Consider the following 23,271-nt stretch of genomic DNA (forward strand, 5'->3'; position numbering starts at 1 on the left):
ATGCATATCAGAGCCGTGTGGTGAGAAGAATGCGCATATGCTGTCCGGAAATCGGCACCAGCGGCCCATAAGGTGTCGCATAATAGCCTTTGCGGTCGAGGGCGTTGACCAGCTGTACCCGCAGCGACAGGGCCGCCTTTCCCGCCGTCCAGTCGTAGCGGGTGCCGAGGATCGCGAACGGCACGCCCGCCACCTCGGTGGCGCCGAGACTGTCGCGGCGGCGCTTTCCCTCGTAGAGCAGATACCCGTCCACGCTCCAGCGGTCCGTGATTTTCTGCTCGACGGCAATCGTCCCATTGAAGCGGGAGACTCCCGGCGCGACCGGGTTGACGATGCCGGCGTCGACCTGCTCGCCCGAGATTCTGGGCCGAACGAGATTGGCACCCAACACCAGGGTGGTCGTGGGCGTCAGCTGGCCGGTAAGCGAGGCTTCGACACCGCGGTGGCGGACGGTGCCGACCGGGGCGTAGATCGAATCGGCGCGCAGGCCGTAGATCGGCTTGCGGATGTCGAACCCGGCGAGGATTAGGCCGAGGCGCGGCGTGAGATCGTAGCGGACACCCACTTCATATTGCCGCGCTTCGACCGGCGGCAGGACCTCGCCGCGATTGAGCGCGGCGTCCGGCGCGAGGCCCGATTCCTCCAGGCCTGAAACGTAGCTCGCGAACAGATGCAATTTCGAAGTCGGATTCCAGAGCGCCGACGCGCTGTAGAGCCAGCTTTTGTCGAGCTGCGCCGACTGCGCGCCGAGTGCGTTGCGGACTTTTTTTTCGTAGCGGTTGCGGTGGATGCCCAGGCGCAGCTCGAACGCATCCCCCGCCGAAAGCTCATAGGTGGCACTCAGGATGCGCTGGTTGACCTGGTCCCGTGTCGACGGGACATCGTCCGGAAAATCGGGGCTGGGCACGGCAACCGGGACGCCCGCTATGTCGAAGCGGCCGGCCGGAAAGGCGACGGCATCGGCGCGGCGGCTGACCGAATTGCGCTGCCGCACCGCAACCCCGATCCGGTGGCGCGCACCGAGAAGCCCAAGCGACCGGAACGCCTTCGCCTCGGCAGAGTCCGAGCGGATGTCGGCGGAGTCCGTGTGGTAGACCGTGCTCGTCGCCAGACCCGCACCGTCGATCTCCAGCACCGTCGTGTCGGTGCGCGGGGAATTTCGGGTCGATCGTATCGCCGAGGCGCCGATCGTCCAGTCGCCCCACCGATGCTCGAACAAGGCGCCGAGATTGGTGGTGGTGGCGCGTGTTCGTGCCCAGTCCGGCGCATAGTGGCGGCGGACCCGGAGCGGCGGCGGGTTCGCCGCATCCTGCGGAAGGACGGCAAGATCGCCGTCATGAGTATCCCCGCTGATCCCGGCGAACAGGCGCAGGCGGGTCGCGGGGCCTGGCATCCAGCGCGCGACCGCGCCGACATCGTATCGGGATCCCTCCTGGCCGGTCGCCCACTTCTCCTCCGGACTGGCGAAGCCGTAAGCGGTGAGATCCCATCTGCCGTCGCCGCTCACCACGTCGGCAATTGTCTCGAGACTCGGCGATCCGAACCCGCGCGTTCCAGCGGTGAGCGTCAGGGACGTGCGCGCGCCCGGTTCGCGGAGACGATAGCCCACCACCCCCGTCGGAGAGGAGAGATCCAGCGCCGTCGCCGCGATCCCGACGTTGATCGACGAGCCCGAGACGAGGGCATCGGACGGCAGCGCCGCCGGATGGAAGTAGAACCCGTCAATGCGGAATGCGCCTCCGGTGGAAATCAGGTCGAACCCGCGAGTCTGGTACGGGCTGTACAGGCCGACCTGGTTGATTCCCACCGTGGCGCCGAAGGCGTCCTCGGCCGCGCGTGTCGCACTTCCCTGCGGCGGGTCGCGGACGGGATCCTCGCTCTGTGCCGCAGCGGAACTCGCAGATAGGGTGGCCGCAAGCCCGCTGAGGCAGGCCCGAATATATGGTGACATCGTCGAAGCATCTCCCTGGATCTGATGCCGGGCAGCGCTTGCGCAGCGGCTTCCGAGCGGCAATCGCAGGGGTGCGGTGGGAGGAATTTTGTGACGATGGGACGAATGCGGGCGCGTCCCGGCGCTTCGTCGCCCGCTGCTGGAGCGCGGCTGCAACGGAAGGAGTTCGTTCGATGCGCGCTCCCGAAATCAGTGCTTCTGAGGCGCGATCGCCTGATCTCGAGCGCTGCGGTGAGTCAGTCCGTATGGGCGGACATGCCTTACCGCAGCCCGCGTGCGCCCCGGAACTCACGGCCCGGCACGTCGGTGCGGAAGCTTTCGATCGCGCCGCGGTCCTGCACGGTGACGAAGGCGGTGCGGCCGTCGCGGCCGCCGAAGGCGATGTTGCTCGGGAGTTTGCCCTTGAGCGGGATCTCGCGGCGCAGCGTCCCGTCCGGCGCGAACACCGCGACCTTGCCGCCGCCGTGGCGGGTGACGTAGAGATTGCCCGCCGCATCGCAGCGCATGCCGTCGAGGCCGTGATCGGCGAAGCTGGCGAACAGGCGCTTGCCGGAGAGGGTGCCGTCGGCCTGGCGGTCGTAGACCCAGATCCGGCGCTGGACGCTCTCGCCGACATAGAGGCGGCGGCCGTCGGGGCTGACCTCTATGCCGTTGGTCGTACCCATCCCCTCTTCGAGGATCGACGCCTTGCCGTTCTTGCCGATCATCCAGACGCGGCCGCTGTCGTGCGCCCAATCGGGATCGCTGGCGTAGACCAGGCCGTCCGGCGCGACGGCGAGATCGTTGGGCTGATGTGCCGTGGGGAGATCGGCATAGGCGCCGATCACGCCCTTCGGCGACACCGAGAGCAGGCGATGGCCCTTGTAATCGGCGACCAGCATCCGCCCGTCGGCGAGGAAGCGAATGCCGTTGCCGATGCTGCCAGCGGGGAGGGTGGCGAACAAGGCGGCGCGCCCCGATCCGTCGCGCTGCGCGCGGACGCGACCGATCGTGCCCTCCTTTCCGAAATTGACCACGTAGAGGTTGCCGTCGGGTCCGACCGCCGGACCTTCGATGCCCTTGGTGAACACGTTGTCGCCGACATGGTCGTGCGCGACGAAGGCGCGCGTCTCCCCGCCGGACGCGGGCGCACCGGAGAGCAAGGCCGCGGCGGCGATAGCGGCGGGCAGGCCGAAGCGGGTCATGGCCGGTTCCTTCTCGTCACAGCGCGGTGCCGTAGCCGCGTCACACCAATGTTGCGAGCGCCAGGGTGAGCAGCAGGGCGATCACCGAGATCAGGGTCTCGCACACCGTCCAGGTCTTGAACGTCTGCGCGACGGTGAGCCCGAAATAGGTCTTCACCAGCCAGAAGCCGCCATCGTTGACGTGCGACAGGATCAGCGATCCCGCACCCGTCGCGAGCACCAGCAGCTCCGGAGAGACGCTGCCGCCGACCGCGTAAGGGGCGACGATTCCGGCGGCGGTCGACATCGCCACCGTCGCCGATCCGGTCGCGATCCGCATCATCGCCGCCACCGACCAGGCGAGCAGCAGCAACGGAACCTGGATATGCTGCGCGGTCTCGACCACCGCCGCCGAAATCCCGCTCTCCATCAGGATGCGGCCGAAGCCGGCGCCGGCGCCGACGACCAGGGTGACCATCGCCGTCGGCGCGAGGCAATCCTCCATGAACCGCGCGATCGTCGCCCGGTCGAACCCGCGCGCGCTGCCGAAGGTCACGAAGCTGAGCAGCAGGCCGATCAGCAACGCGGTCACCGGGTGGCCGGCGAGCCGCAGCGCCTGATTGGCGAGGCTGCCCGCTGGCGCGATCGCATTGGCCGCGCTGCCGAGCAGCATCAGCGCCACCGGCGACAGGATCGTCGCAAGCGTGATCCCGAAGCCGGGCAGCTGCGCCGTGTCGCGCACCTCCTCGGTCAGTGCCTCGGCCATCGGATTGACGCCGGTCACGACGACGTGGCGGTCGATCAAAGTCGCGAAGATCGGCCCGGCGATCGCCGCCGTCGGCAGTCCGACGATCAGGGCGAACAATATCGTGAGGCCGATATCCGCCTGATAGGCGGTGACCGCGAGCAGGGCGGCGGGATGCGGCGGCACCAGGCCGTGGACCACCGACAGGCCGGCGACCATCGGCAGGCCGATCTTGAGGATCGAGGTGCCGGTCCGCTTGGCGACGGTGAACACGATCGGCATCAGCAGCACGAAGCCGACTTCGAAGAAGACCGGCAGGCCGATTGCCAGCGCCGCGGTCATCATCGCCCAATGGACTCGCGTCGGGCCGAACCAGCCGATCATCGTCCGCGCAATCCGCTCGGCGCCGCCGGATTCGGCCATCATCTTGCCGAGCATCGTGCCGATGCCGACGACCAGGGCGATGTGGCCGAGCGTGTTGCCGACGCCGGCCTCGAAGGTTGCCAGCAGCTTGTCGAGCGGCATGCCCGCGCCCGCGCCGAGCAGCAGCGAGACGAGGATCAGCGCGATGAACGGATTGAGGTTGAAGCGGGCGATCAGCAGGATGAGGCCGCCGACGGCGGCCAGCGCCAGCAGGAGGAGCGTCAGATTGTCGGTCACGTGTGCCGCCCCCCAGCGGAAATTTGCGGCGTCAGTCGCCGAGCGGTTGCCGATCGTTGCCGCTCTGGCGGAAGCCGTCGAGCGCGAGCTTCACCCGCCGCAGCGTTTCCTGTGAAACCGGGCGGCGCAGCAGGGCGAGCTCGGTCATCAGCACGTCGAGCACCATCATCATCGCGTAGCGCGAGGCCGAGGGCTTGAAGATGAAATCCGTTTCCATCGTCTGCACCGGCAGGCTGAGATCGGCGATACCGGCCAGCGGCGATCCGATCGCGGTCAGCGCCAGCAATTTTGCGCCATAGCCCTTGGCGGTCGCGCAGCTGGTGTTGAGCTCGCCGAGGCCCCCGGTCATCGAGAAAGCGAGCACGACGTCCTGCGGCTGCACGCTGGCCGCAACCATCCGCTGGGTCATTCCGTCCGTATAGGCCGCGGCGCCGAGGCCGAGGCGGAACATGCGGTTTCCCGCCTCCAGCGACAGCATCGTCGAGCTTCCGCCCATGCCGAAGATGTAGATCATCCGCGCGCCGTTGAGCATCGCCGCCGCCGCCTGCACCTCCGCCGGATCGAGCAAGGCTTCGTTGACCTGCATCGCCTGGACGATGTCGCCGAGCACCCGCTTCGAGACGGATGGCGCGGCATCCTTTTCCTGCTCGGCCGCCGGCGCGGCGATGAAGCGATTGCCGACCGCGCTCGCCCGCGCGAGCGCGACCTTCATCTCGCGCACGTCCTTGAGACCGATCGCCTTGGCAAGACGGGTGATCGTCGCCTGGGAGACTCCGGCCTTCTTCGCCAACTCGCCGATGCTCGCCGAGGCGCCCGCGCCGAGATCGTCGAGGATCGCCTGCGCCGCCCGGCGCTCCGAGGGGCGCAAGCTGTCGCGGTGACGCGCAATCCGGTCGACGATATCGAGAGGCTGCACGCCGGGTCCCTGCGGAAAGAGTGGTTGGATCCTGAGAGCACTTCCATGCCGCCCGGGCAAAGTAAAGCCGTGCCCGCACCGCAGACTGGCTGCTCGCCCGCGCTCGTCTCTCTGCCACCGCGGTCGCGAGCCCGTAGACGGTCACGTGGCGATCACTTGGCGGTCAATTGCACGGACGCGATCGTCCAATGCGGGTTGGTGCCGCGCCCGGTGAAGGTGAGGCAGAGATCATGGGCGCCGGTGCGCGGCGCGATCGGTGCCGACAGGCGCGTGATCGTCGGGCTCTTTACCTGGTCGAGTGTTATGCTGGCGATCCGTTCGCCCTCGCAGCCGTCGATCCGGATCTCCAGCTCGCCAGATGGCGTCCGCGGCGTGCCGCGCCCGGCAATTTCCCGGCCGTTGTTGAGCTGGAAATTGAACGGCACCTGCCCGACGTCGACGTCGATCCGAGCGATGCCGTCCATCGGCGCGGACTCGTAGATCCAGCACGGGTTGAGCACGTCGCTGAGGAAATTGGCACGCGGGCCCTCTGCGGGGGCGTCGTCCTCCAGCGCCAGCACCAAAGTCGACGTGCATTGCTTCAGCTCGCGGTCGTCGCGGCGTCGGACCGCCGCGGCATCGAAGGTGCGTTCGAACGTGCCGGGCAGGCGCACGGCGCCGCGATAGGCGGCGGCGCGCAGGCGGATCGGCGCCTGCAATTCGAGGCCGATCGGCGCCGTGTAGGCGGGGGAGTTCGGGCCGGGCTCGCTGCCGTCGAGCGTGTAGCGGATGTCGGCTTCCACCTGCGTCGACAGCGCGATCTTCGCACCATTGAGGGTGACGTCCGACACCGCCGCCATCGGCGTGAAGGCGCTGAGGGCCGGCTTGATCCCGATCTTCTCGAGGCGCTGGATCTGCGGCAGCAGCCGGTCGACGAAGCCCTCGAAGTCATCGCCTTCGCCGCGCCAGGCGACCTCCGCCAGGGCGGAGAGCCGCGGGAAGGTCATATAGGCTGCGCGGGCGTCGCCGCGGACATGCTCGGTGAACAGGGGCGCCTGCAGCCCCAGCACGTGCCGTTGCTGGTCCTCGGTCAGGGTGTCGGGCAGCGGATCGAAGCGGTAGTAATCCTCGAGCGTGATCACCTTGTTGCGCCCCGGCCCTTCCGCCGACGTCGCGCCCTGCAGGTGATCGAGGTAGAGCATCGGCGACGGCGCCAGCACGGTGTCGTGGCCAGCCTTCGCGGCAACGATCGCACCGTCGATGCCGCGCCACGACATCACCGTCGCATTGGGGGCGATGCCGCCTTCCAGGATCTCGTCCCAGCCGATCAGCTTGCGGCCGTTGGCGTTCAGGAATTTCTCCATCCGGGTGATGAACCAGGATTGGAGCTTGCGTTCGTCGGTGATGCCGAGGCTGCGCATCTTGGCCTGCGCCGCCGGCGATTGCTTCCACTGGGTCATCACCGCTTCGTCGCCGCCGATGTGGATGTAGGGCGACGGAAACAGTTTCATGACGTCGGCGAGCACGTCTTCCAGGAAGCGGAAGGTCGAATCCTCGACATTGTAGAGATAGGTGTAGACGCCCCAATCGGCGGTGATGCCCGGCGGCACCGGCGTGCCGGGCCCCAGCTCCGGGTAGGCGCGGATCGCCGACAGAGCATGGCCCGGCATCTCGATCTCCGGCACGATCGTGATGTTGCGCGCCGCCGCATAGGCGACGATCTCGCGTATCTCCGCCTGCGTGTAGAAGCCGCCGACCTTCGGCAGGGGCGGCGCGCCCGGCGCCGTCGCGGGGCTGCGCCAGGCGCCGACCGAGGTCAGCTTCGGATATTTCGGGATCTCGATCCGCCAGCCCTGATCGTCGACCAGGTGCCAGTGGAGGATGTTGAGCTTGTGCGCCGCCATCCCATCGATCAGCGCCTTGATGAACTGCGGCGATTGGAAGTGGCGCGCGCTGTCGAGCATGAAGCCGCGCCACGCGAAGCGCGGGGCATCCTCGATCTCCACCGCCGGCACCATGTTCGCGCCACCGGTGGCGAGCTGCCACAAGGTCACCGCCCCGTAGAAGAAGCCGCCCGCGTCGCCGGCGCTGATCGTCGCGCCGGTCTGCGAGGTGCTCAGCCGATAGCCTTCCTTGGGCAGGCCGGTGACGCGGACGAACCGGATTGCCCTGCTGCCTGCCGAGGTGCCGCCTGCCGACGCGCCGGACTGGGCGCGGCCGGGCAGCCCCCATTGCTGGCCCGATTGCTGGCCCAATTGCTGGCGGAGCCAGGCGGCGGCGTGCTCGGCGTCTGCCTCTCCCCGCGGAATGTCGAGCCGCACATCCTCGCCGATCCGAAAGCCCGTGCCCTTTTCGGCGACGGCACGCGGTTGCGGGAGAAGCGGAAGCGTCGTGGCTTGGGCCGCACCGCCCACAGGCGCCGCGCCGCAGGCGAGCAGCAGCGGCAGCAGGGCCCGCGGCCCCGATCGGCGAAACCGGGAAAACGCGATACTCGACACGAACGCCAGCATAGATAACCCCTCCGTGGGCCGCGGGAGTGCAGCGGCTGACGCGGCTGCGTCGCCGGATGTTCTTGCCTCCCTCAGCAGCAGACCAGACCAGTGTGCGGACCAATCGGCGCCACTCTACATTCCATGCGGAAACGAACCCGTCAACGCTGGTTTTTGCACAAATGTTACTTTCAAACAAAAATGCGCTGGCAATTGGTACTGGTGTGGTTATGCATGAGGAAGAAGAGGGGCGGGGGCCGCGGACGCATGGCGCTGGACCGCGCGTCGGGATCGCCCGCGCGACGGGCCGCGAAGGGAAAGCGAGTGCAGGGAGCAGGAATGACCGGGATGTCCGCCGCGATCGACAGCCGCAACGCGCCGGTGATCACCGGCTTCGAATTTCACGAGGTGGTGGTTCCGGCCAAGCCCGGGATGATTAATTCCGATGGGCTCGCCAAGCCCCTCCACATGCTGCCGGTGGCGGGCCAGGCGGCATGGAGCGTCCAGTTCGATGAACTGCCCAAGCTCGTCATGCGGATGACCTTGTCGAACGGCATCGTCGCCCTCGGCGAATTCTATCGCGATCACGACTGGGCCCGGATCGAAGCCATCTGCCGCGGCCTGCTCGGCACCGATATCGGCGCACTGTCGCTGCAGGCGCTGCCGCTGCCGCTGGTGCGGGAATTCGACGGCTTCGAGCTCGCCATTTGGGATGGCTGGGCGAAGACCCTCGGCGTGCCGCTTTACGCTCTGCTCGGCGGCCGGGTCCGCGACCGCGTGCTCTGCGACGCCTGGTCGAGCCATCGCACCCTCGACGAAGTCGGCCCATGGGTGCGCGCCTATCAGGATCAGGGCTATACCAGCATCAAGCTCAAGGCCGATCTCGAGGACGATGCCGTCGGCCTGTGCGAGCGGGTCGCCGCGCATGCGCCGGGGATGAAGGTGATCTTCGATCCCAATCAGCGCTGGGAGAATATGGCCTCGGTCAAGCCGCTGATCCGCGGCCTGGAGAAGGTCGGCAACGTGCTGCTGCTCGAGGATCCGATCCCGAAATGGATGATCCCCGATTATGCCGATCTCTGCCGCTTCTCGTCGATCCCGATCGTCCAGCACGTCGCCTTGCCCTACATCTACCAGGGGCAGCGAGTGCACGACATCATCGCGCTCATCCAGCAGCGCGCGGCCGACGGCTTCAACTTCAACGCCGGCCTCGCCAAGTTCGCGCAGCTCAATGCCATCGCCGAGGCGGCAAACCTCTATTGCTTCCACGGGTCCGAGGTCGATCTCGGCATCCTCGAGGCGATGTATCTGCACCAGGCGGTCGCGGCGAAGAGCTGCATCTGGCCGAGCGACATTTTCGGCCGCATGATCCGCGAGCACGATCTGCTGGCGACGCCGCTTCGCTTCGAGCCGCCTTATGCCTTCGTGCCGGAAGGGCCCGGGCTCGGGGTCGAGCTCGATCCGGCCGCGATCGAACGTTACTCCGTCCGCCACGAGGTGTTCGCATGACCGATGATCGACAGGCGATCGTCCGCATTCCGTCCGAGCAGCATGTCACAGCGGGGCCCTATTCGCCGGTGCTGCGAATCCGCCAGGGTTCCGATCTCGTCGTCATCTCCGGCCAGGCGCCGCTCGATCTTTCGGGCGCGGTGATCGGCGACACGATCGAGGAACAGGCCCGGGTCACGCTCGAAAATTGCCGAAAGCAGCTCGCTGCCGCCGGTGTCGATCTCGCCGACGTGTTCAAGGTCAATGTCTACATGACCGATCTGGCGGATTGGCCGCGATTCAATATCGTCTACCGCGCGATCATGCCGCAGCCCTTCCCGGCGCGAACCGCGATCGGCTGCGCCTTGCTCGACGGCTTCCTCGTCGAGATCGAGATGTGGGCGGCGGTGCGGCCATGAAGTGGGAGCTGCTGACCAGCCCGAGGCTTGGCGCGATCGACCGCCGCACGCCGGTGGTCCTCAACATCGGCGCGATCGAGCAGCATGGCGGCCATCTGCCGCTGGTTACGGACGCGCTGATCGGACGGCATTTCACCGACCGGATCGACGCCGAACTGGGCGAAAGCGTGTTGATCCTGCCGCAGATCGCGGTCTGCTGCTCGCGTCACCACATGCAATTCCCAGGCACGCTGACGGTTCGGCACGAGACCTTTCTCGCCTACCTCACCGACATGCTCGAGGCTGTGGTCGCGCACGGCTTCACCAACATCGTCCTGTTCAACAGCCATGGCGGCAACCTCGCCATCGCCCAGGTCGTGCTGGAGGCCTTCGGCAACGACCATCCCGAGATCGAGATCTTCCTGCTGACCTGGTGGAAGATCGCCGCCGAGGAGCTCGCCGCGATCCAGGAGAGCGGGTTCGGTGGGGTCGGCCATGCTTGCGAGTTCGAGACATCGCTGCTCCAGCTGATCGCGCCCGAACTGATCGACGGCGCCGCTGCCGTGGACCAGCTGCCGATCCATGCACATGACTGGGCCGCCGCCGACATGCTGCAGGGCGCGCGCGCCGCGCATCACCGCACAATGCACCAACTCACCGCCGGCACCGGAACCTCCGGCTGCCCGAGCCTCGCCAGCCCCGAAAAGGGCAAGCGCATCTCGGATGCGGTCACCGCGACCGCAGTCAAGATGCTGCAGGATATCGCGCGCGCCGCATCGTAGCCGGCGCGGAATTTCCTGATCCCGTTGTCCCCACCTGCCCGCCGCCGCGTTCGCGCGCGGCGGGGCTTTTGGGCGCTGAACCGGTTCGCATATTGTCTTGGACCCGGAACGATCTCCAATCGTTACGCAGCAAACGAATGGAGACATATCGTGCGAATTCTCTTTGCGCTTCCGCTTCTCGGCCTCGCTGCCTGCAACGTCCAGAATGACGAGGGCAACGATCAGGTGCGGCTGCAATATAATCAGCAGCGGGTCGAAGACGCCGCCTCCGATGCCGCCGACGCTGCCAAGGACGTCGCCAAGGGCATCGGCAACGTCGCCGAGAGCACCGGCGCCGCGATCAAGGACGAAGTCGGCGACATCGACGTCGACGTCGACGTGACCCGCAACCGGGCCGACGAGAAGAAATAGGATGAAGCGCGGCGGGATGAGCCGCGCCACATCATGATTCCCCCGGTGGTTCGGACGGTGCTCGACGGCGAGCTGCCTTCCCCCCGTTCGCGAACGAGCCCAGGCTCCGGCTAAGCCGATCCTCGTGACAGGCAGCTCGGCACCGCCTCGGAAGCCGTATAGTCTCCCTCGGGGTCTCGGCGGCCAGGGCCCCGAACGGCAGGAGGCATGATGACCAGGCACCGGATCTATTCGACGACCGTCGCGAGCGTCTATCCGCTCTACGTCACCAAGGCTGAGCGCAAGGGGCGGACCCAGGCCGAAGTCGATGAAATCTTCTGCTGGCTGACCGGCCATAGCGAGGAGACGCTGAAGGACCATCTGGCGAGCGGCGTGACGTTCGAGGATTTCTTCGTTCAGGCGCCCCGGATGAACCCCGCGCGCACTCTGATCACCGGCCTCGTCTGCGGGGTGCGCGTCGAGAATGTCGAGGAGTCGACGATGCGAGAGATACGCTATCTCGGCAAGCTGATCGACGAGCTGGCCAAGGGCCGGAAGATGGAAAAGATCCTACGACAATAAGCGGTCGGTTGCCGCCGGTCATTTCTTATCGAGCTTATTCAGCATTCAGAAATGTTCATGTTCAAGCGCCGGGATTGCCTGTGCAGCATCATCCACTCACCTCGGTCGTTGCACAGGCGAACGGAATCGGTTTGGCGGAAAGCCGCCGCTCGGCTTGAGCCGTGAGCCTCGTTAACCATTGGAAGACTGCGATGTCGCCATCTGTAACCAAACTTGCTTCCGTCACCATGATCCTCGCCGGTGCTCTGAGCGTCGGCGGCTGCGCCACCAAGGGCTTCGTGCGGGAGCAGGTCGCGACCGTGAACCAGCGCGTCGATTCCCTCGACGCCCGCCTCCAGGAGACCGACGGCACCGCCAAGACGGCTCTCGCGGAAGCCCGCGCCGCCTCTGGGCAGGCGCAGAATAACGGGCAGCGGCTCGAGCAGCTCAATGCCCGGGTCGACGGCATCGAGCAGCGGTTGCGCGAAAATCAGCAGAAGCGTCCGCGCAACTGATGCGGCCAGCGTGTGTTCGGGCGACATGGATTTGCTTGATGGCTCGACGCACACGGACGACGCACACCCGGTCCCGGTTCGAACGGACCGCGTCCGGGTGTGCGCACAAACAGGCTGCCCGATCGGTGATCTCTCGCCTCAGCCGGTTTACGCGATGACGATCGACCCGTTCCGAGCGCCCCCTACGATGACCAAGATTTTCCTGGCGCTTGCCGGACTCGCACTCTCCGCGGCGGTGCCGGCATGGGCCGCAGAGAATGCCCGCCCGTCCAAGCCAGCGTCCTCCGCGTCAAAATCGGGCAAGCCCAAATCGGCGCGGTCGAAATCCGCCACATCGAAAGCTGCGACGCCGGCACCGGATTTGGCGGCTGAAGCCGCCCTGCTACCCTCCGTGGAGGCCGGGCGGGTCGTCGACTGGGTCGCGGCATCCGGAGACAATCGCGCGCTGCCTTACGCAATCATCGACAAGAAGGCCGCCGCGCTGTTCCTGTTCGACGGCAATGGAAAGCCGCTCGGCAGGGCTCCGGTCCTGATCGGCATCGCGCCCGGCGACGATGCCACGCCCGGCGTCGGAACCAAGAACCTCGCCGAGATCGGCCCGGCCGAGAAGACCACGCCGGCGGGGCGCTACCTTGCGAAATACGGGTTGGCGGCCGGACGGCAGAAGGTCCTGTGGATCGACTATGCGACCTCCGTGGCACTCCACCCGATCCCGCCGGGCGCGACCAAGAAGGAACGCAGGCGCGAGCGGATTCTGTCGCCGGGCGCGGACGACAACCGCATCACCTTCGGCTGCGTCAACGTGCCGGCGGCCTTCTATGGCAAGAGCGTGCGGCCGCTGTTCCAGCGCAAGGGCGGCATCGTCTACATCCTGCCCGATACCAAGCCGATCGAGGACGTCTTCCCGCGGCTGCGCGTCCAGGCGGTGCTAGAAGGCGGCGCGCTCTGAATAGACGTTGCGCGCTTCGAATGCATAGCACGGGCTGACAAACCCCGCTCGATAATGCAGCATCCCTCACGATCGTCGGGGAGCACGGCTCTATGTTGATATTGGTCGGGGCATTGTTGCAGGCCGCCGCGCCTGCTCCGGCAGCCACACCTTCCCCGGAAGCGCATGATCTCGGGGTCCGACTTGCCCGAACCACCGGCCTCGCGGCGATCGCACCCGCTCTCATCGAGAAGGATCTTACCGAGCTTGCCAGCGCAAATCCTGCGCTGACCGGGGCCGAACGCACGCAATTGCTTGAGATTGGCCGCAAGGAGGGGCGGACCAGCGTCGAAAAGCTCACCGAAGCGATCGGCTCGGCTTATGCGGAGCGTTTGTCCGTCGCCGATCTGCGCCTACTGGTTGCCCACGGAGAAAGCCCGGCCGCGGCGCGCTGGCGCGCTGCGGAGCCGGCTGTGATCGCACAGGCGATGGGCGCGCTCGGCGAACTGGACCTCAAGAAGAACGCTGCCGCCGCTTTCTGTCGCCAGTCCGGGAAGCTTTGCGACCGCGACTAAAAGGCAGAGGACGGCTCTCCAGGTCTAGGATCATCCCTCCCGCCGTATGCTTGCTCCCTCGAGCTCGGCTCTCAGCACGCTTTCATCGTCCCGCGCGATCGCGGCCACGTGGGTCCGCACTTCAGGTGCGCGGCTCGCCACTTCCCTGGCAATCGATTTCCGGTTTGCCGCGCACCAGCCGGGACGGCTTCCTTCAAGAACGCCCTCGCGACCGATGCCGCGGCTCAGGCGAACGCCGGTGCCGTGGCGGGCTTCGCGCTCGACGCCCACGTCGGCGCGCCACAGGCAGCGCAACGTCGATGGCGTGCCGGCCTTGGTTGGCGTGCCGATCTGTCGGGTGACGAGGGAAACCTGCGTTTGGTACTCGACGTCGATACTCGTCCCGGCGTGTTCAAGCTGGGTGCGGTGCTGAAGGTCCGCGGGATCGAGAGCAACGGCCGACATGCCGAGGCCGAACACCAGAAACAAGCTCATGAACATCTCCTTGCGGCGCAGTAGCCCGCATTGACCAAGTCTGCCGCGCAGATGGAGAAGGCCTGTGCCGCGCGCAACCGACGCCGCCCGGCGGAAACACTTTGTTACAGTCGCTCCCATTTGGGCGAGGTCTGCAGCTTTCGCAGCGCGTGAATACTCGCTTATCCTTGCAGCAGTGATATCATTGCCTCCTGCGCGGCGGCCGTGACTTGCCGCTCGGGTCCGGAGTCCGCACTCTGGTCCGCTTCGCAGCCTGCTCAGTGCGTGCGCACCAGCCGTCGCTTCGGCGCTGACAAGGTGCCGGCGACGGTGCCGACGAGCCGCGCGGCCGCTGCGCCGGGCCTAGGCTCCTGGCGGCGTGGCCGTACCGATCGCGGCGCCTGCGGCGGTGCCGAGACGAGCATCGTCACGTCGAGCAGCGCCTGCGCCATGGCGAGTCCCCGCGGGGCGACGAAATAGCGGTCGCTCCAGTCGGGCAGGAACTTCTCCTTGTAGCGCCGCAGCCCCGCATAGCCGTAGAGCCCCTCGCCATGTCGAAACAGGGCCGCTGCGAAGCGCGCCCACCCCGGTGCGAGCCGCCGGCTCTCGATGCCCGAAAGCGGCGCCGTCCCCAGCGCGAGCGTGGCATAGCCCTGTTCGCGGGCCCACTGCATCAGCCGCGTGAACAGGAAGTCCATCGTACCGTGGGGCATGTCGCCGCGGGATCGCATCAGGTCGAACGACAGCTCGGCCTGGGCGGGCAGGGTCCACAGATTGGCGAAGGCCAGAACCACACCGTCGCGCTCGACGAGCGCGACCGGCCCGCCGGCGAGATAGTCGCGATCGAAGCGGCCGAGGCTGAACTGCTTCTCGCGCTGCCGCTTGGCCGCCAGCCATTCGTCCGAAATCGCCCTCAATTCGGGAAGAAGGGCATCCAGGGCGGCGCCTTCGACGACCCGGAAGCGCAGTCCTTCGCGCTCGGCGCGGTTCACGGCGTTGCGCAGCTTGGCGCGCGCTTTCCCGTTGAGGCTGAAGTCCGCGAGCGGCACGCTCGCTGCTTCGCCCAGCTTCATGATGCCGAGCCCAAGCTCGATCGCATGGGGCAGCATCTCCGCGCCGCAGCGGTAGAAGACTGGGCGGGCGCCATGACGGTCGGCGAGCTCGCGGAATTTCCACACCAGCTCTTTCCACCGCTCCTGCGGCCCGATCGGAGCGCCCATCGCAATGAAGCTGCGCCCGCGGACGCGATACATCAGGAAGGCGTCGCCGGCGTCGCTGACCACGAACGACTTGTCGCCCGTGCGTGCCAGATGCGCCTCGCTGGACGCGGCGCCGGCCAGCGCCCGGTCCCAGACATGATCCGGCAGAGCCTCTGCGTGACGCGGCGGGGCGGGCCGGCTCAGCCGCCGCACCGCGAGCCAGAATGCGACCAGCCCGACTCCCACCGAGGCTCGAAGGAAGCGCGGCGCATCCGCGGAAGGCTGCACCTGCCACCACAGGGACCCATGATAATCCACGTCCTTGTAGCTGAAAAAGCCCAGGAACAGGCTGGCGCAGATCACGCCGGCGATCGCGACCATCCAGCTGGCGCCGAAGCGTTCCCCGGTGAAGGCGGTCCGGCGGTAGAAAGCCGGCCGAGTCCAGGCGAGCATGACCAGCACCACGGCCAGCATCCCGGCCTCGATGACATCGAAGGCGCGCAGCAGCGCGAGCAGCATGCCCGCCGCCAGCAGCGCCATGCTTGCGATCCAGGCCACGTCCAGGCGGCGGTACAGACCGTAGGCCATGAACATCAGCAGGGTGCCGACGATGCTGCTGGTGAAATGCGAAAGATCGAGAAGGATCGAGGGCAGCAGGCGAGTCACCGCCGCTACCCGCTCCGGGAATTGCGGCATCGCGCCCGTCAGGATCAGCAGCGCGCCGGCGCCGAACACCGCTGACGACATGGTGAGCGGCGCCAGCGAACGCGCGAAATGGCTGCCGAGACGCACCGCCGGCAGCGCCCGATAGTGCAGCCGTCTTCCTTCGCGGACGGCGAGGTAGACCAGAGCGAGCGCGAACGGCAGCAGGAAATAGACGAGCCGGTAGCCGACCAGAGCCGCGGCGAGTTCGGTCCTTGGCTGCTCGGGCAGAAGCAGGAAGAGCATCGCCTCGAACACGCCGAGGCCGCCCGGAGCGTGGGTGATCACCGCGATCGCCAGCGCCAGGGGATAAGCGGCAAGCAGGTGCGGGAAATCGGCGAGCGTGAGCGAGGGGGCGAGCACGAAGATCACCGCGGCGGAGGCGATCAGGTCGAGCGCCGCGGCGAGGAGCTGTGCAAGGGTCAGCGACGGCCCGGGCAGCGGCAGGCGAACCGCGCCCATCACCAGGCTGCGCGGAGCGCGCGCCGTCCAGCGAAGATAGGCGGCGAGCCCGGCGATCAGCAGCAGCGGCGCGCCCCAGCGCAGCGCCGGCGGCAATCCCGTCCCGGCGAGCGTCGCTTGCCACGGCTGCATCGGCAGGGACAAGGCGACGACGGCGACCAGCCCCAGCCAGAAGCTGAGGCCGGCGAGCGTCACGACCCGCAGCACGTCGCCTTCCCGCAACCCTTCGCGCGCATAGAAATTGAGGCGGACCGTTCCGCCGGTCAGCAGCGGCAGGCCGAGCATGTTGGAGATCGCGTAGCTGGTCACCGCCGCCCGCGCGGCGACGCCGAACGGAAGCCGAATGGCGAGCGTTCGCAGCGCCGCCACGTCGAACACGATCAGGCAGGCGAAACTGAGGGCAGTCAAGGCGAGGGCCGCCAGCCAGCGCGACGGGGCGATGGTGGCGAAGGCGTTCCGAATCTCGTCGAGGCTGATCTCGCGCAGGCTGGCGCTGAGCCCTGCAAAGGCGAATATCAGGACGGCGACGCCGGCCAGAGTGGCGACCAGCTCACGATGTTCCCCGCACCAGCGCATCGCCGCGGCGATCCCGCCGCGACGCCCGGCGACCGAAGCGGGTGTTTGCAACTGCATGAAGTCCCTGGAAGAGTCTTGGCGAACCTTCCCGTTATAGGCCCGTTCCGCCCCGCCGAGCGGATCGGGGGAGGTCGCATTTATACGGATCTGCGGGCGAATCCCTCGCCGGGAAGCTGGCCAGCGTGGAGCGAGCACCAACGTCGGCGCTTGCTCGCCCATCGCGGCGCTCGCGGCAGGAAGATCCTTGCGCCAATTCCCTGTCCATGATCTCTTGATCGCCGCGCTTGCTCTCGCAGGCTTGTTCGCTTCCCGCTCCTCGTCGTCGAAAATTGGGAGAATGCGATGAGCCTCCTTCGTCCGCCGCTCCGCTTCTGGACCCTCGTGACCGGCTTGGCGGTAGCCGTGGGCTTCGGCGCGGCTTGGGGCGCCTACGAATGGACTGGATCGATTGCCAATGCGCGTTCGAACATGGTCGGCGACAAACTTGCGCCGGTGAAACAGGCGCAGCTGGACCTGATCAAGATCTATCTGCAGGCGCTGTTTGCCGCCCTGTTCGGCGGCGTCTTGCTCACCTTTCTCAACGTTCGGCGGGACGAGGATCAGCGCGAGATCGCCCGTGACGCTGCCGTCCGCGACATTGTCGAGCAGGTCTATTCCGTTCACCGCAAGATCAAGATGGTGAAGCGGCGCCTGCGATCGCAGATGTCCCCTCCGCCGTTGGAAATCGGTGGTACGCGCTCATTGCCGTACAGCATTCCGTCTGAGGCGTTCGAGCGGGCGATGGACGATTTGTTGGCGGCGCAGATCGAAGCCGAACAACTCCGGGATACGATCCGCTCCCGTGACGATCTTATCGACGACGCTCAGATCGAGCGCATTCATGCATTGCTCAACTATGCCGCCCGTTATGCTCATGACGTGTATCAGGCGTTTGAGGATTGCACGGTGCGACGCGAGGCCGGCGGCTACAGCATCGACGATCGGTGCGCCGGGATGGTCGACTTTCTCAGCCGTCGTGCCTGGGATAGGACCTTGCCGGCCGAGGAGGCAAAAGCCGTTTCGGAACTCTACCATATCCTTGCGAATGAGGGGGCGCCGATCGGCGATCGTCATGCGGCCTTTCGCAAGATCGAGAAGCTCCGCCAGCACATAGCGGGCAAGCCGCGCTACCGCATCATTGCCACGGAGTGCATCGCGCTGGTCGCCGCCGACCTGCAGCGGAATGTGCGACGGGATCGGTGGCGTTCCCGTATCATGTCCAATGTCGCAGGGGGCGATCGCTTTCAAACCAAAGCGGCACGGTCCGGCGCAGCTCGATCACACGGCAACGCGGATCGTCGGGGAAGGATTTCCGAGCCCGCTGCCACATCACCTATATCGGGGTAAAGTCGCGGCCTGCCATGCTCTAGTAAGCCGTGCCGCCGCTATCGAGCTTGGCGAGGAAATCTGCCGCCTGTTCGCGCGTGGCGATCTGGTCCGACTCCGATTGCCGGTCCCAATTCCGATAGGGCATTGCGAGCCTCGGATTGCGGCCGATCTTGTCCCGGTGGCGCGCGAGGAAGTCCCAGTAGAGCGCGTTGAACGGGCACGCATCCTCGCCGATCCGCTTCGTCACGTCGTAACGGCAATGCCCGCAATAATCCGACATGCGATTGATGTAGGCGCCCGACGAGATGTACGGCTTGGACCCAAGCAGTCCGCCGTCGCCGAACTGGCTCATCCCGAGCGTGTTCGGAAGCTCCACCCATTCATAGGCGTCGAGATAGACTTCCAGATACCAGAGGTGCACCAGCTTCGGATCCGCCCCAATCAGCAGGGCGAAATTGCCGGTCACCATCAGCCGCTGGATGTGGTGGGCGTGCGCGGTCGCGAGCGTCTGGCCGAGCGCCTGGGACAGGCAGTGCATGTCGGTGGCGCCGGTCCAATACCAGCCGGGCAGTGCGCGGCTGTGACCGAAGAAGTTGCGGTCGACATAGTCCGGCCCCTCGCGCCAGTAGATGCCGCGCATATATTCGCGCCAGCCGATGATCTGGCGAACATAGCCTTCCACCGAGTTGAGCGGAGCCCGGCCCGCGCGATATTCGGCCTCCGCTTTGCGGCAGAGGTCGAGCGGATCGAGCAGCCCGGAATTCAGATAGGGTGACAGGATCGAGTGCCACAAAAAGCGCTCGCCGGTCAGCATGGCATCCTCGTAATCGCCGAACTTCGGCAGCGCATTGGCCATGAAGCTCGCGGCCTGGCGTTCGGCGTCCTCGACCGTGACGGCGTAATCGAAGCCGTCAAGGTCGCCGGGATGGTCGCCGAAGCGCTGCTCGACCAGGGCAATCACCTCCTGGGTGATCGCGTCGGGCGCGAAGGAGAGCGGCCGCGGCATCAGCAAATCGGCCTGGGCCGGCTTGCGATTGTCCTTGTCGAAATTCCATCGTCCTTCGGCGGGCTTGCCGCCGTCCATCAGCAGCCCGGTCTTCTTCCGCATTTCACGGTAGAAATATTCCATGCGCAGCTCGGCGCGCCCTTCCGCCCAGGCTTCGAACTCTCCGTGCGCGCAAAGGAATCGGCTGTCCGGGCGAATTTCGACCGGCAGCCCGAACAAGGTTTGCCAGCTGTCCAGCATCGCCGCGACCCGCCACTCGCCGGCCTCGGTGACGACGATCCGCTCGGGATCATGGCGCTGGATCGCGCGCGCGACCTCGCCGGTGAAGCTGCCGCCATTTTCCGGATCGTCCAGCAGAACATAGTCGACGCGCCACCCGTCCACGCGGAGGGCTTCGGCATGGTGCCGCATCGCCGACAGGATGTAGGCGAGCTTGGTCTTGTGGTGCCGAACGTAGGTCGTCTCGTCCGCCACCTCCATCATCAGCACGACGCTGTCCGCCCGGTCTGCGCCGGCCAGGGAGGAAAGGCCGAACGACAGCTGGTCGCCGAGCACGGGGATGAGAATGGTCACGCCCGACGTTTAGCGCCGGGCATCACCGGCGTCTGTGCGTGCTTAGGGCCGTGTTTCCGCCCTGCGTGGCCCGTCGCCGGGGCACCTCTCGCCCGCAGGGCGCCGGCGCGTTCCTATTTCTGACCCAGGGCCCAATGCAGCCCGGCGGTCAGGTGCCGCAGGAAGTTCGGATCGCTGAAGCTTTCGTTGGTGTGGCCCATCGCGGTGTAGAAGATGCGGGCGCCTTCGAACTGCTTGCGCCAGCTCACCGGGTTGGGGTTGACGTCCTTCTCCCCGATCGACGCCGGATCGAGGGTGACGAGCAATTTGGAGGTGACGTCGTAATCGTCGAAATAATACCATTCGTCGGCGCGCTTGATCGTCTTGGGCAGGCCGGCGGTGGTCGGATCCTCGGCGTCGACGACCGTCACGGTGCCGGTCGGCGTGCCCTGCGGATGGCGGGCGAAATGGCCCCCGATCATCTTGCCGTACCACGGCCAGTGATAGTGCGAATCTGCGGCGGCGTGGATCCCGACGATGCCGCCGCCGCGATGGACGAAAGCCTGCAGCGCCTCCCGCTTGCTGCCCTGGAGCCATTCGCTCTCGGGCTTCTTGGGATCGGTCGTGCTGCTCAGGAACACGATCGCATCGACGTCCTTGAGGGCGTCGGCGGAAAAGACGGCTGGATCCTCGCTGGCGACGATGGTCAGCTTCTCGCGTGCGCCGAGCGTCTTGATCGCGGCGATACCCGGCTCGATCGACGCGTGGCGGTAGCCGGTGGTGTGCGAGAAGAGCAGGATCTTGGGCCTTCCGTCCGGCCCCTTGGCCTGGGCGGGGCCGCCCGCCGCGATCAACCCGATCAGTCCCGCTCCGATGAGTCCCAAGCCGCGCATCACCGGGCCGTACCGCGTCCGCATTCTCGTCCACTCCCTTTGCGCCACTTTTCCCGCGGCTTGCTAAAGTGTTGAAGTCGCGGGACAAACATTCCGCGCCTCGTGCCGTCCCAACTGGACAACGCTGTCATGCTTTATTATGGGAACGCTAACAAGAGCCCCAGGGAGAGGGTCATGAATTCAGTTGGTGCGGTTTCCACTTTCGATCGGCGCAAGCTCCTCCAGGGCGCCATATTGCTCGTCGGCGGAAGCCTCGCGGGCATGCCCGCCATGGCCTTCGCGCAGGACGCGGCCGAGGCTGCGGCGGAGCCTCCGTTCTTCACTCCGGCGCAGACGGCGGTGCTCGCCGAATATGCCGACATCATGATTCCGCGCACCGATACGCCGGGCGCGAAGGATGCCGGCGTGCCCGAGAATTTCGACGCTTTGATGCGGCGTTGGGCCTCCGAGCAGCGCCGCGACGAATTCCGCGGCCTCGTCGAGGAAATCGGCGGTGCCGGCCTGTTGTCGCGGCCGGCGGCCGAGCGGCTCGCCTTCGTGCGCGGTTTCGACGCCGACAAGCTCAAGAAGGGCGATCCCGTCTACGGCCGGTTCAAGGAACTGCTGCTGACGCTTTATTATCTGTCGGAGGCCGGAGCGACCAAGGAGCTCCGCTACGAGCTGGTGCCCGGTAAGTGGGAGCCGGCAACGACGATCGGCACCGACACGCGCGCCTGGGCGGTGTGAGCGGGCGCGGCGACATCAACGGAAAACCGGGTAGCGTGGAGAGGTAGAATGTTCGATGCGATCGTCGTCGGCTCGGGAATGAGCGGCGGCTGGGCAGCCAAGGAGCTGACCGAGAGAGGCCTGAAGACGCTCGTTCTCGAGCGCGGCCGTCATGTCGAGCATGGCGCCGATTACACCGACTCGCTCTCGCCCTGGGAGCTCGACAATTTCGGCATGGTGCCCGAGGAGGAGGCGGCCGAACATTATGCGGTCCAGAGCCAGTGCTACGCCTTCTCGACGGCGACCAAGCATTTCTGGGTGAAGGACACCGATCACCCCTACACCACGGCAGAAGGCAAGCCCTTCATGTGGATTCGCGGCTATCATCTCGGCGGCCGCTCGATCATGTGGGCGCGCCAATCCTATCGGATGAGCCAGATCGATTTCGAATCGAACGCCAAGGACGGGCACGGTTCCGATTGGCCGATCCGCTATGACGACATGGCGCCCTGGTACGATCACGTCGAGAAGTTCGCCGGCATCTCGGGCGCGCGCGACGGGCTGGAGCAATTGCCCGACGGCGAGTTCCTGCCGCCGATGGCGTTCACCGACGCCGAAAAGGATTTCAAGGCCAAGCTCGAGCAGGCCTATCCGACCCGCAAGCTGATCATCGGCCGCTGCGCGCACCTTACCGAAGCGCAGCCGCAGCATGAAGAGCTCGGCCGCATCGCCTGCCAATATCGTTCGCTGTGCGAGCGCGGCTGCTCTTACGGCTCCTATTTCTCGAGCCTCAGCGCGACGCTTCCGGCGGCCAAGAATACCGGCAATCTGACCATCGTCACCGACGCGATCGTCGATTCGATCGTCTACGATCCGAAGACCGGCAAGGCGAGCGGCGTGCGGGTGATCGACGCCAACACCAAGGAACGCCGCACCTACGAGGCCAAGGTGGTGTTCCTCTGCGCGTCGGCGATCGGCACCGCGCAGATCATGCTCAACTCGCAATCCGAAGCCTTCCCGAACGGCATCGCCAATCGCTCGGATGCGGTCGGGCGGTATCTGATCGACCATCTCAGCGGCATGGGCGCGGGCGGCACCTATCGCGGCTTCGAGGCCCATTATCACCGCGGCCGCCGGCCCAACGGTTTCTACATCCCGCGCTACCGCAACGTCACGGAACCGGCCGAATTCGCCCGCGGTTACGGCTTCCAGGGCGGCGTTCTGCGCGACAATTGGCGGCGCGGCGTCGGCCAGCCCGGCGTCGGCGCCGAGCTCAAGCAGAAGCTGCGTGCGCCCGGCCCGTGGCGGATCGGGCTCAGCGGCTTCGGCGAGATGCTGCCGCGCGCCGACAATCGCGTCACTCTCCACAAGACCCGCAAGGACAAATGGGGCATCCCGCTCGTCCACATCGATTGTTCGCTCGGCGACAATGATCGCAAGATGATCGAGCAGGTCGGCAAGGACGCCAAGGAGATGCTGGAGATGGCGGGCTGCACCGACATCACCGTGCGCAAACATTATGGCGGCGCCGGCCTTGGCATCCACGAAATGGGCACCGCCCATATGGGCAAGGATCCGGCCAAGTCGGTGCTGAACAAGTACAATCAAACGCACGATGTGCCCAATCTGTTCGTTACCGACGGTGCCTGCATGGCATCCGGCGGCTGTCAGAATCCGTCGCTCACCTACATGGCGATGTCGGCGCGCGGCGCCCATCACGCCGCCCAGTTCCTCAAGGAAGGCAAGATCTGATGCGCGGCAGGCGCGGCCGCCATCCGGCCGTGCCTGCCCTGCAAATCCCAGCCAGGAGTTATT

At 66.5% G+C, this 23,271-nt stretch carries 20 protein-coding genes; 11 read left to right on the top strand and 9 right to left on the bottom strand.

Annotation, left to right across the window (positions count from 1 at the left end):
* Positions 1–7 precede the first annotated feature (7 nt).
* The 5 genes from C7I55_RS16995 to C7I55_RS17015 all read right to left on the bottom strand — a co-directional run bounded on the left by C7I55_RS16995 (position 8) and on the right by C7I55_RS17015 (position 7,924).
* Complete coding sequence (locus tag C7I55_RS16995) at positions 8–1,951, bottom strand: TonB-dependent receptor domain-containing protein (protein WP_106514194.1); 1,944 nt, start codon at positions 1,949–1,951, stop codon at positions 8–10.
* A gap of 260 nt (positions 1,952–2,211) precedes the next feature.
* On the bottom strand, positions 2,212–3,135 hold the full coding sequence (locus C7I55_RS17000) for an SMP-30/gluconolactonase/LRE family protein (RefSeq protein WP_106514195.1): 924 nt from the start codon (positions 3,133–3,135) through the stop codon (positions 2,212–2,214).
* 40 nt (positions 3,136–3,175) lie between these two features.
* Positions 3,176–4,519: a GntT/GntP/DsdX family permease gene (locus C7I55_RS17005; RefSeq protein WP_199192859.1), complete on the bottom strand. Its 1,344-nt coding sequence runs from the start codon at positions 4,517–4,519 to the stop codon at positions 3,176–3,178.
* A 31-nt stretch (positions 4,520–4,550) separates the two neighbouring features.
* Entirely contained in the window at positions 4,551–5,435 is an 885-nt protein-coding gene (locus C7I55_RS17010; RefSeq protein WP_106514196.1) for a MurR/RpiR family transcriptional regulator, read from the bottom strand.
* 152 nt (positions 5,436–5,587) lie between these two features.
* Complete coding sequence (locus C7I55_RS17015) at positions 5,588–7,924, bottom strand: family 20 glycosylhydrolase (protein ID WP_106514197.1); 2,337 nt, start codon at positions 7,922–7,924, stop codon at positions 5,588–5,590.
* Positions 7,925–8,242: 318 nt separating this feature from the next.
* Here C7I55_RS17015 and C7I55_RS17020 point away from each other — a divergent pair, with 318 nt between their 5' ends.
* The 8 genes from C7I55_RS17020 (at position 8,243) to C7I55_RS17055 (ending at position 13,540) form a co-directional block, all read left to right on the top strand.
* Positions 8,243–9,412 (top strand): mandelate racemase/muconate lactonizing enzyme family protein, encoded by a 1,170-nt coding sequence (locus C7I55_RS17020; RefSeq protein ID WP_199192860.1) that lies wholly within the window; start codon positions 8,243–8,245, stop codon positions 9,410–9,412.
* Positions 9,409–9,810, top strand: a complete 402-nt coding sequence (locus tag C7I55_RS17025; protein ID WP_106514198.1) for a RidA family protein — start codon at positions 9,409–9,411, stop codon at positions 9,808–9,810. Before C7I55_RS17020 ends, C7I55_RS17025 begins: the two co-directional genes overlap by 4 nt.
* Positions 9,807–10,571 (top strand): creatininase family protein, encoded by a 765-nt coding sequence (locus tag C7I55_RS17030; RefSeq protein ID WP_106514328.1) that lies wholly within the window; start codon positions 9,807–9,809, stop codon positions 10,569–10,571. The genes C7I55_RS17025 and C7I55_RS17030 overlap by 4 nt, the downstream gene beginning before the upstream one ends.
* 150 nt (positions 10,572–10,721) lie before the next feature.
* On the top strand, positions 10,722–10,982 hold the full coding sequence (locus tag C7I55_RS17035) for a hypothetical protein (protein WP_106514199.1): 261 nt from the start codon (positions 10,722–10,724) through the stop codon (positions 10,980–10,982).
* A gap of 210 nt (positions 10,983–11,192) precedes the next feature.
* On the top strand, positions 11,193–11,543 hold the full coding sequence (locus C7I55_RS17040) for a DUF2200 domain-containing protein (RefSeq protein WP_106514329.1): 351 nt from the start codon (positions 11,193–11,195) through the stop codon (positions 11,541–11,543).
* Positions 11,544–11,734: 191 nt separating this feature from the next.
* Entirely contained in the window at positions 11,735–12,037 is a 303-nt protein-coding gene (locus C7I55_RS17045; protein WP_106514200.1) for a hypothetical protein, read from the top strand.
* 187 nt (positions 12,038–12,224) lie between these two features.
* Positions 12,225–12,986: a hypothetical protein gene (locus C7I55_RS17050; RefSeq protein WP_106514201.1), complete on the top strand. Its 762-nt coding sequence runs from the start codon at positions 12,225–12,227 to the stop codon at positions 12,984–12,986.
* A 92-nt stretch (positions 12,987–13,078) separates the two neighbouring features.
* A complete protein-coding gene (locus C7I55_RS17055; RefSeq protein WP_106514202.1) occupies positions 13,079–13,540 on the top strand; it encodes a DUF2059 domain-containing protein in 462 nt (153 codons plus the stop codon).
* Between the two features lie 30 nt (positions 13,541–13,570).
* On the opposite strand, the gene C7I55_RS17060 is transcribed toward C7I55_RS17055, so the two are convergent.
* Positions 13,571–14,014, bottom strand: a complete 444-nt coding sequence (locus tag C7I55_RS17060) for a hypothetical protein (protein WP_106514203.1) — start codon at positions 14,012–14,014, stop codon at positions 13,571–13,573.
* A gap of 257 nt (positions 14,015–14,271) precedes the next feature.
* Positions 14,272–16,989, bottom strand: a complete 2,718-nt coding sequence (gene mprF / locus C7I55_RS17065; protein ID WP_158266463.1) for a bifunctional lysylphosphatidylglycerol flippase/synthetase MprF — start codon at positions 16,987–16,989, stop codon at positions 14,272–14,274.
* A gap of 324 nt (positions 16,990–17,313) precedes the next feature.
* Here mprF and C7I55_RS17070 point away from each other — a divergent pair, with 324 nt between their 5' ends.
* Positions 17,314–18,318, top strand: coding sequence for a hypothetical protein (locus C7I55_RS17070; protein WP_146151050.1), 1,005 nt, complete (start codon positions 17,314–17,316; stop codon positions 18,316–18,318).
* A 19-nt stretch (positions 18,319–18,337) separates the two neighbouring features.
* On the opposite strand, the gene C7I55_RS17075 is transcribed toward C7I55_RS17070, so the two are convergent.
* Positions 18,338–19,879, bottom strand: a complete 1,542-nt coding sequence (locus C7I55_RS17075; RefSeq protein ID WP_106514206.1) for a cryptochrome/photolyase family protein — start codon at positions 19,877–19,879, stop codon at positions 18,338–18,340.
* Between the two features lie 113 nt (positions 19,880–19,992).
* The gene (locus C7I55_RS17080; protein ID WP_106514207.1) at positions 19,993–20,775 is read right to left on the bottom strand and encodes a ThuA domain-containing protein; all 783 of its coding nucleotides are present in this window, start codon (positions 20,773–20,775) and stop codon (positions 19,993–19,995) included.
* A 150-nt stretch (positions 20,776–20,925) separates the two neighbouring features.
* On the opposite strand from C7I55_RS17080, the gene C7I55_RS17085 reads away from it, so the two are divergent.
* Together C7I55_RS17085 and C7I55_RS17090 are read left to right on the top strand one after the other, a co-directional pair.
* Positions 20,926–21,477, top strand: coding sequence for a gluconate 2-dehydrogenase subunit 3 family protein (locus tag C7I55_RS17085; RefSeq protein WP_158266464.1), 552 nt, complete (start codon positions 20,926–20,928; stop codon positions 21,475–21,477).
* Positions 21,478–21,525: 48 nt separating this feature from the next.
* Positions 21,526–23,208 (top strand): GMC family oxidoreductase, encoded by a 1,683-nt coding sequence (locus C7I55_RS17090; RefSeq protein WP_106514209.1) that lies wholly within the window; start codon positions 21,526–21,528, stop codon positions 23,206–23,208.
* The last annotated feature ends 63 nt before the right edge of the window (positions 23,209–23,271 follow it).

It is taken from the genome of Allosphingosinicella deserti, from assembly GCF_003012735.1.
Taxonomy (GTDB): Bacteria; Pseudomonadota; Alphaproteobacteria; order Sphingomonadales; family Sphingomonadaceae; genus Allosphingosinicella; species Allosphingosinicella deserti.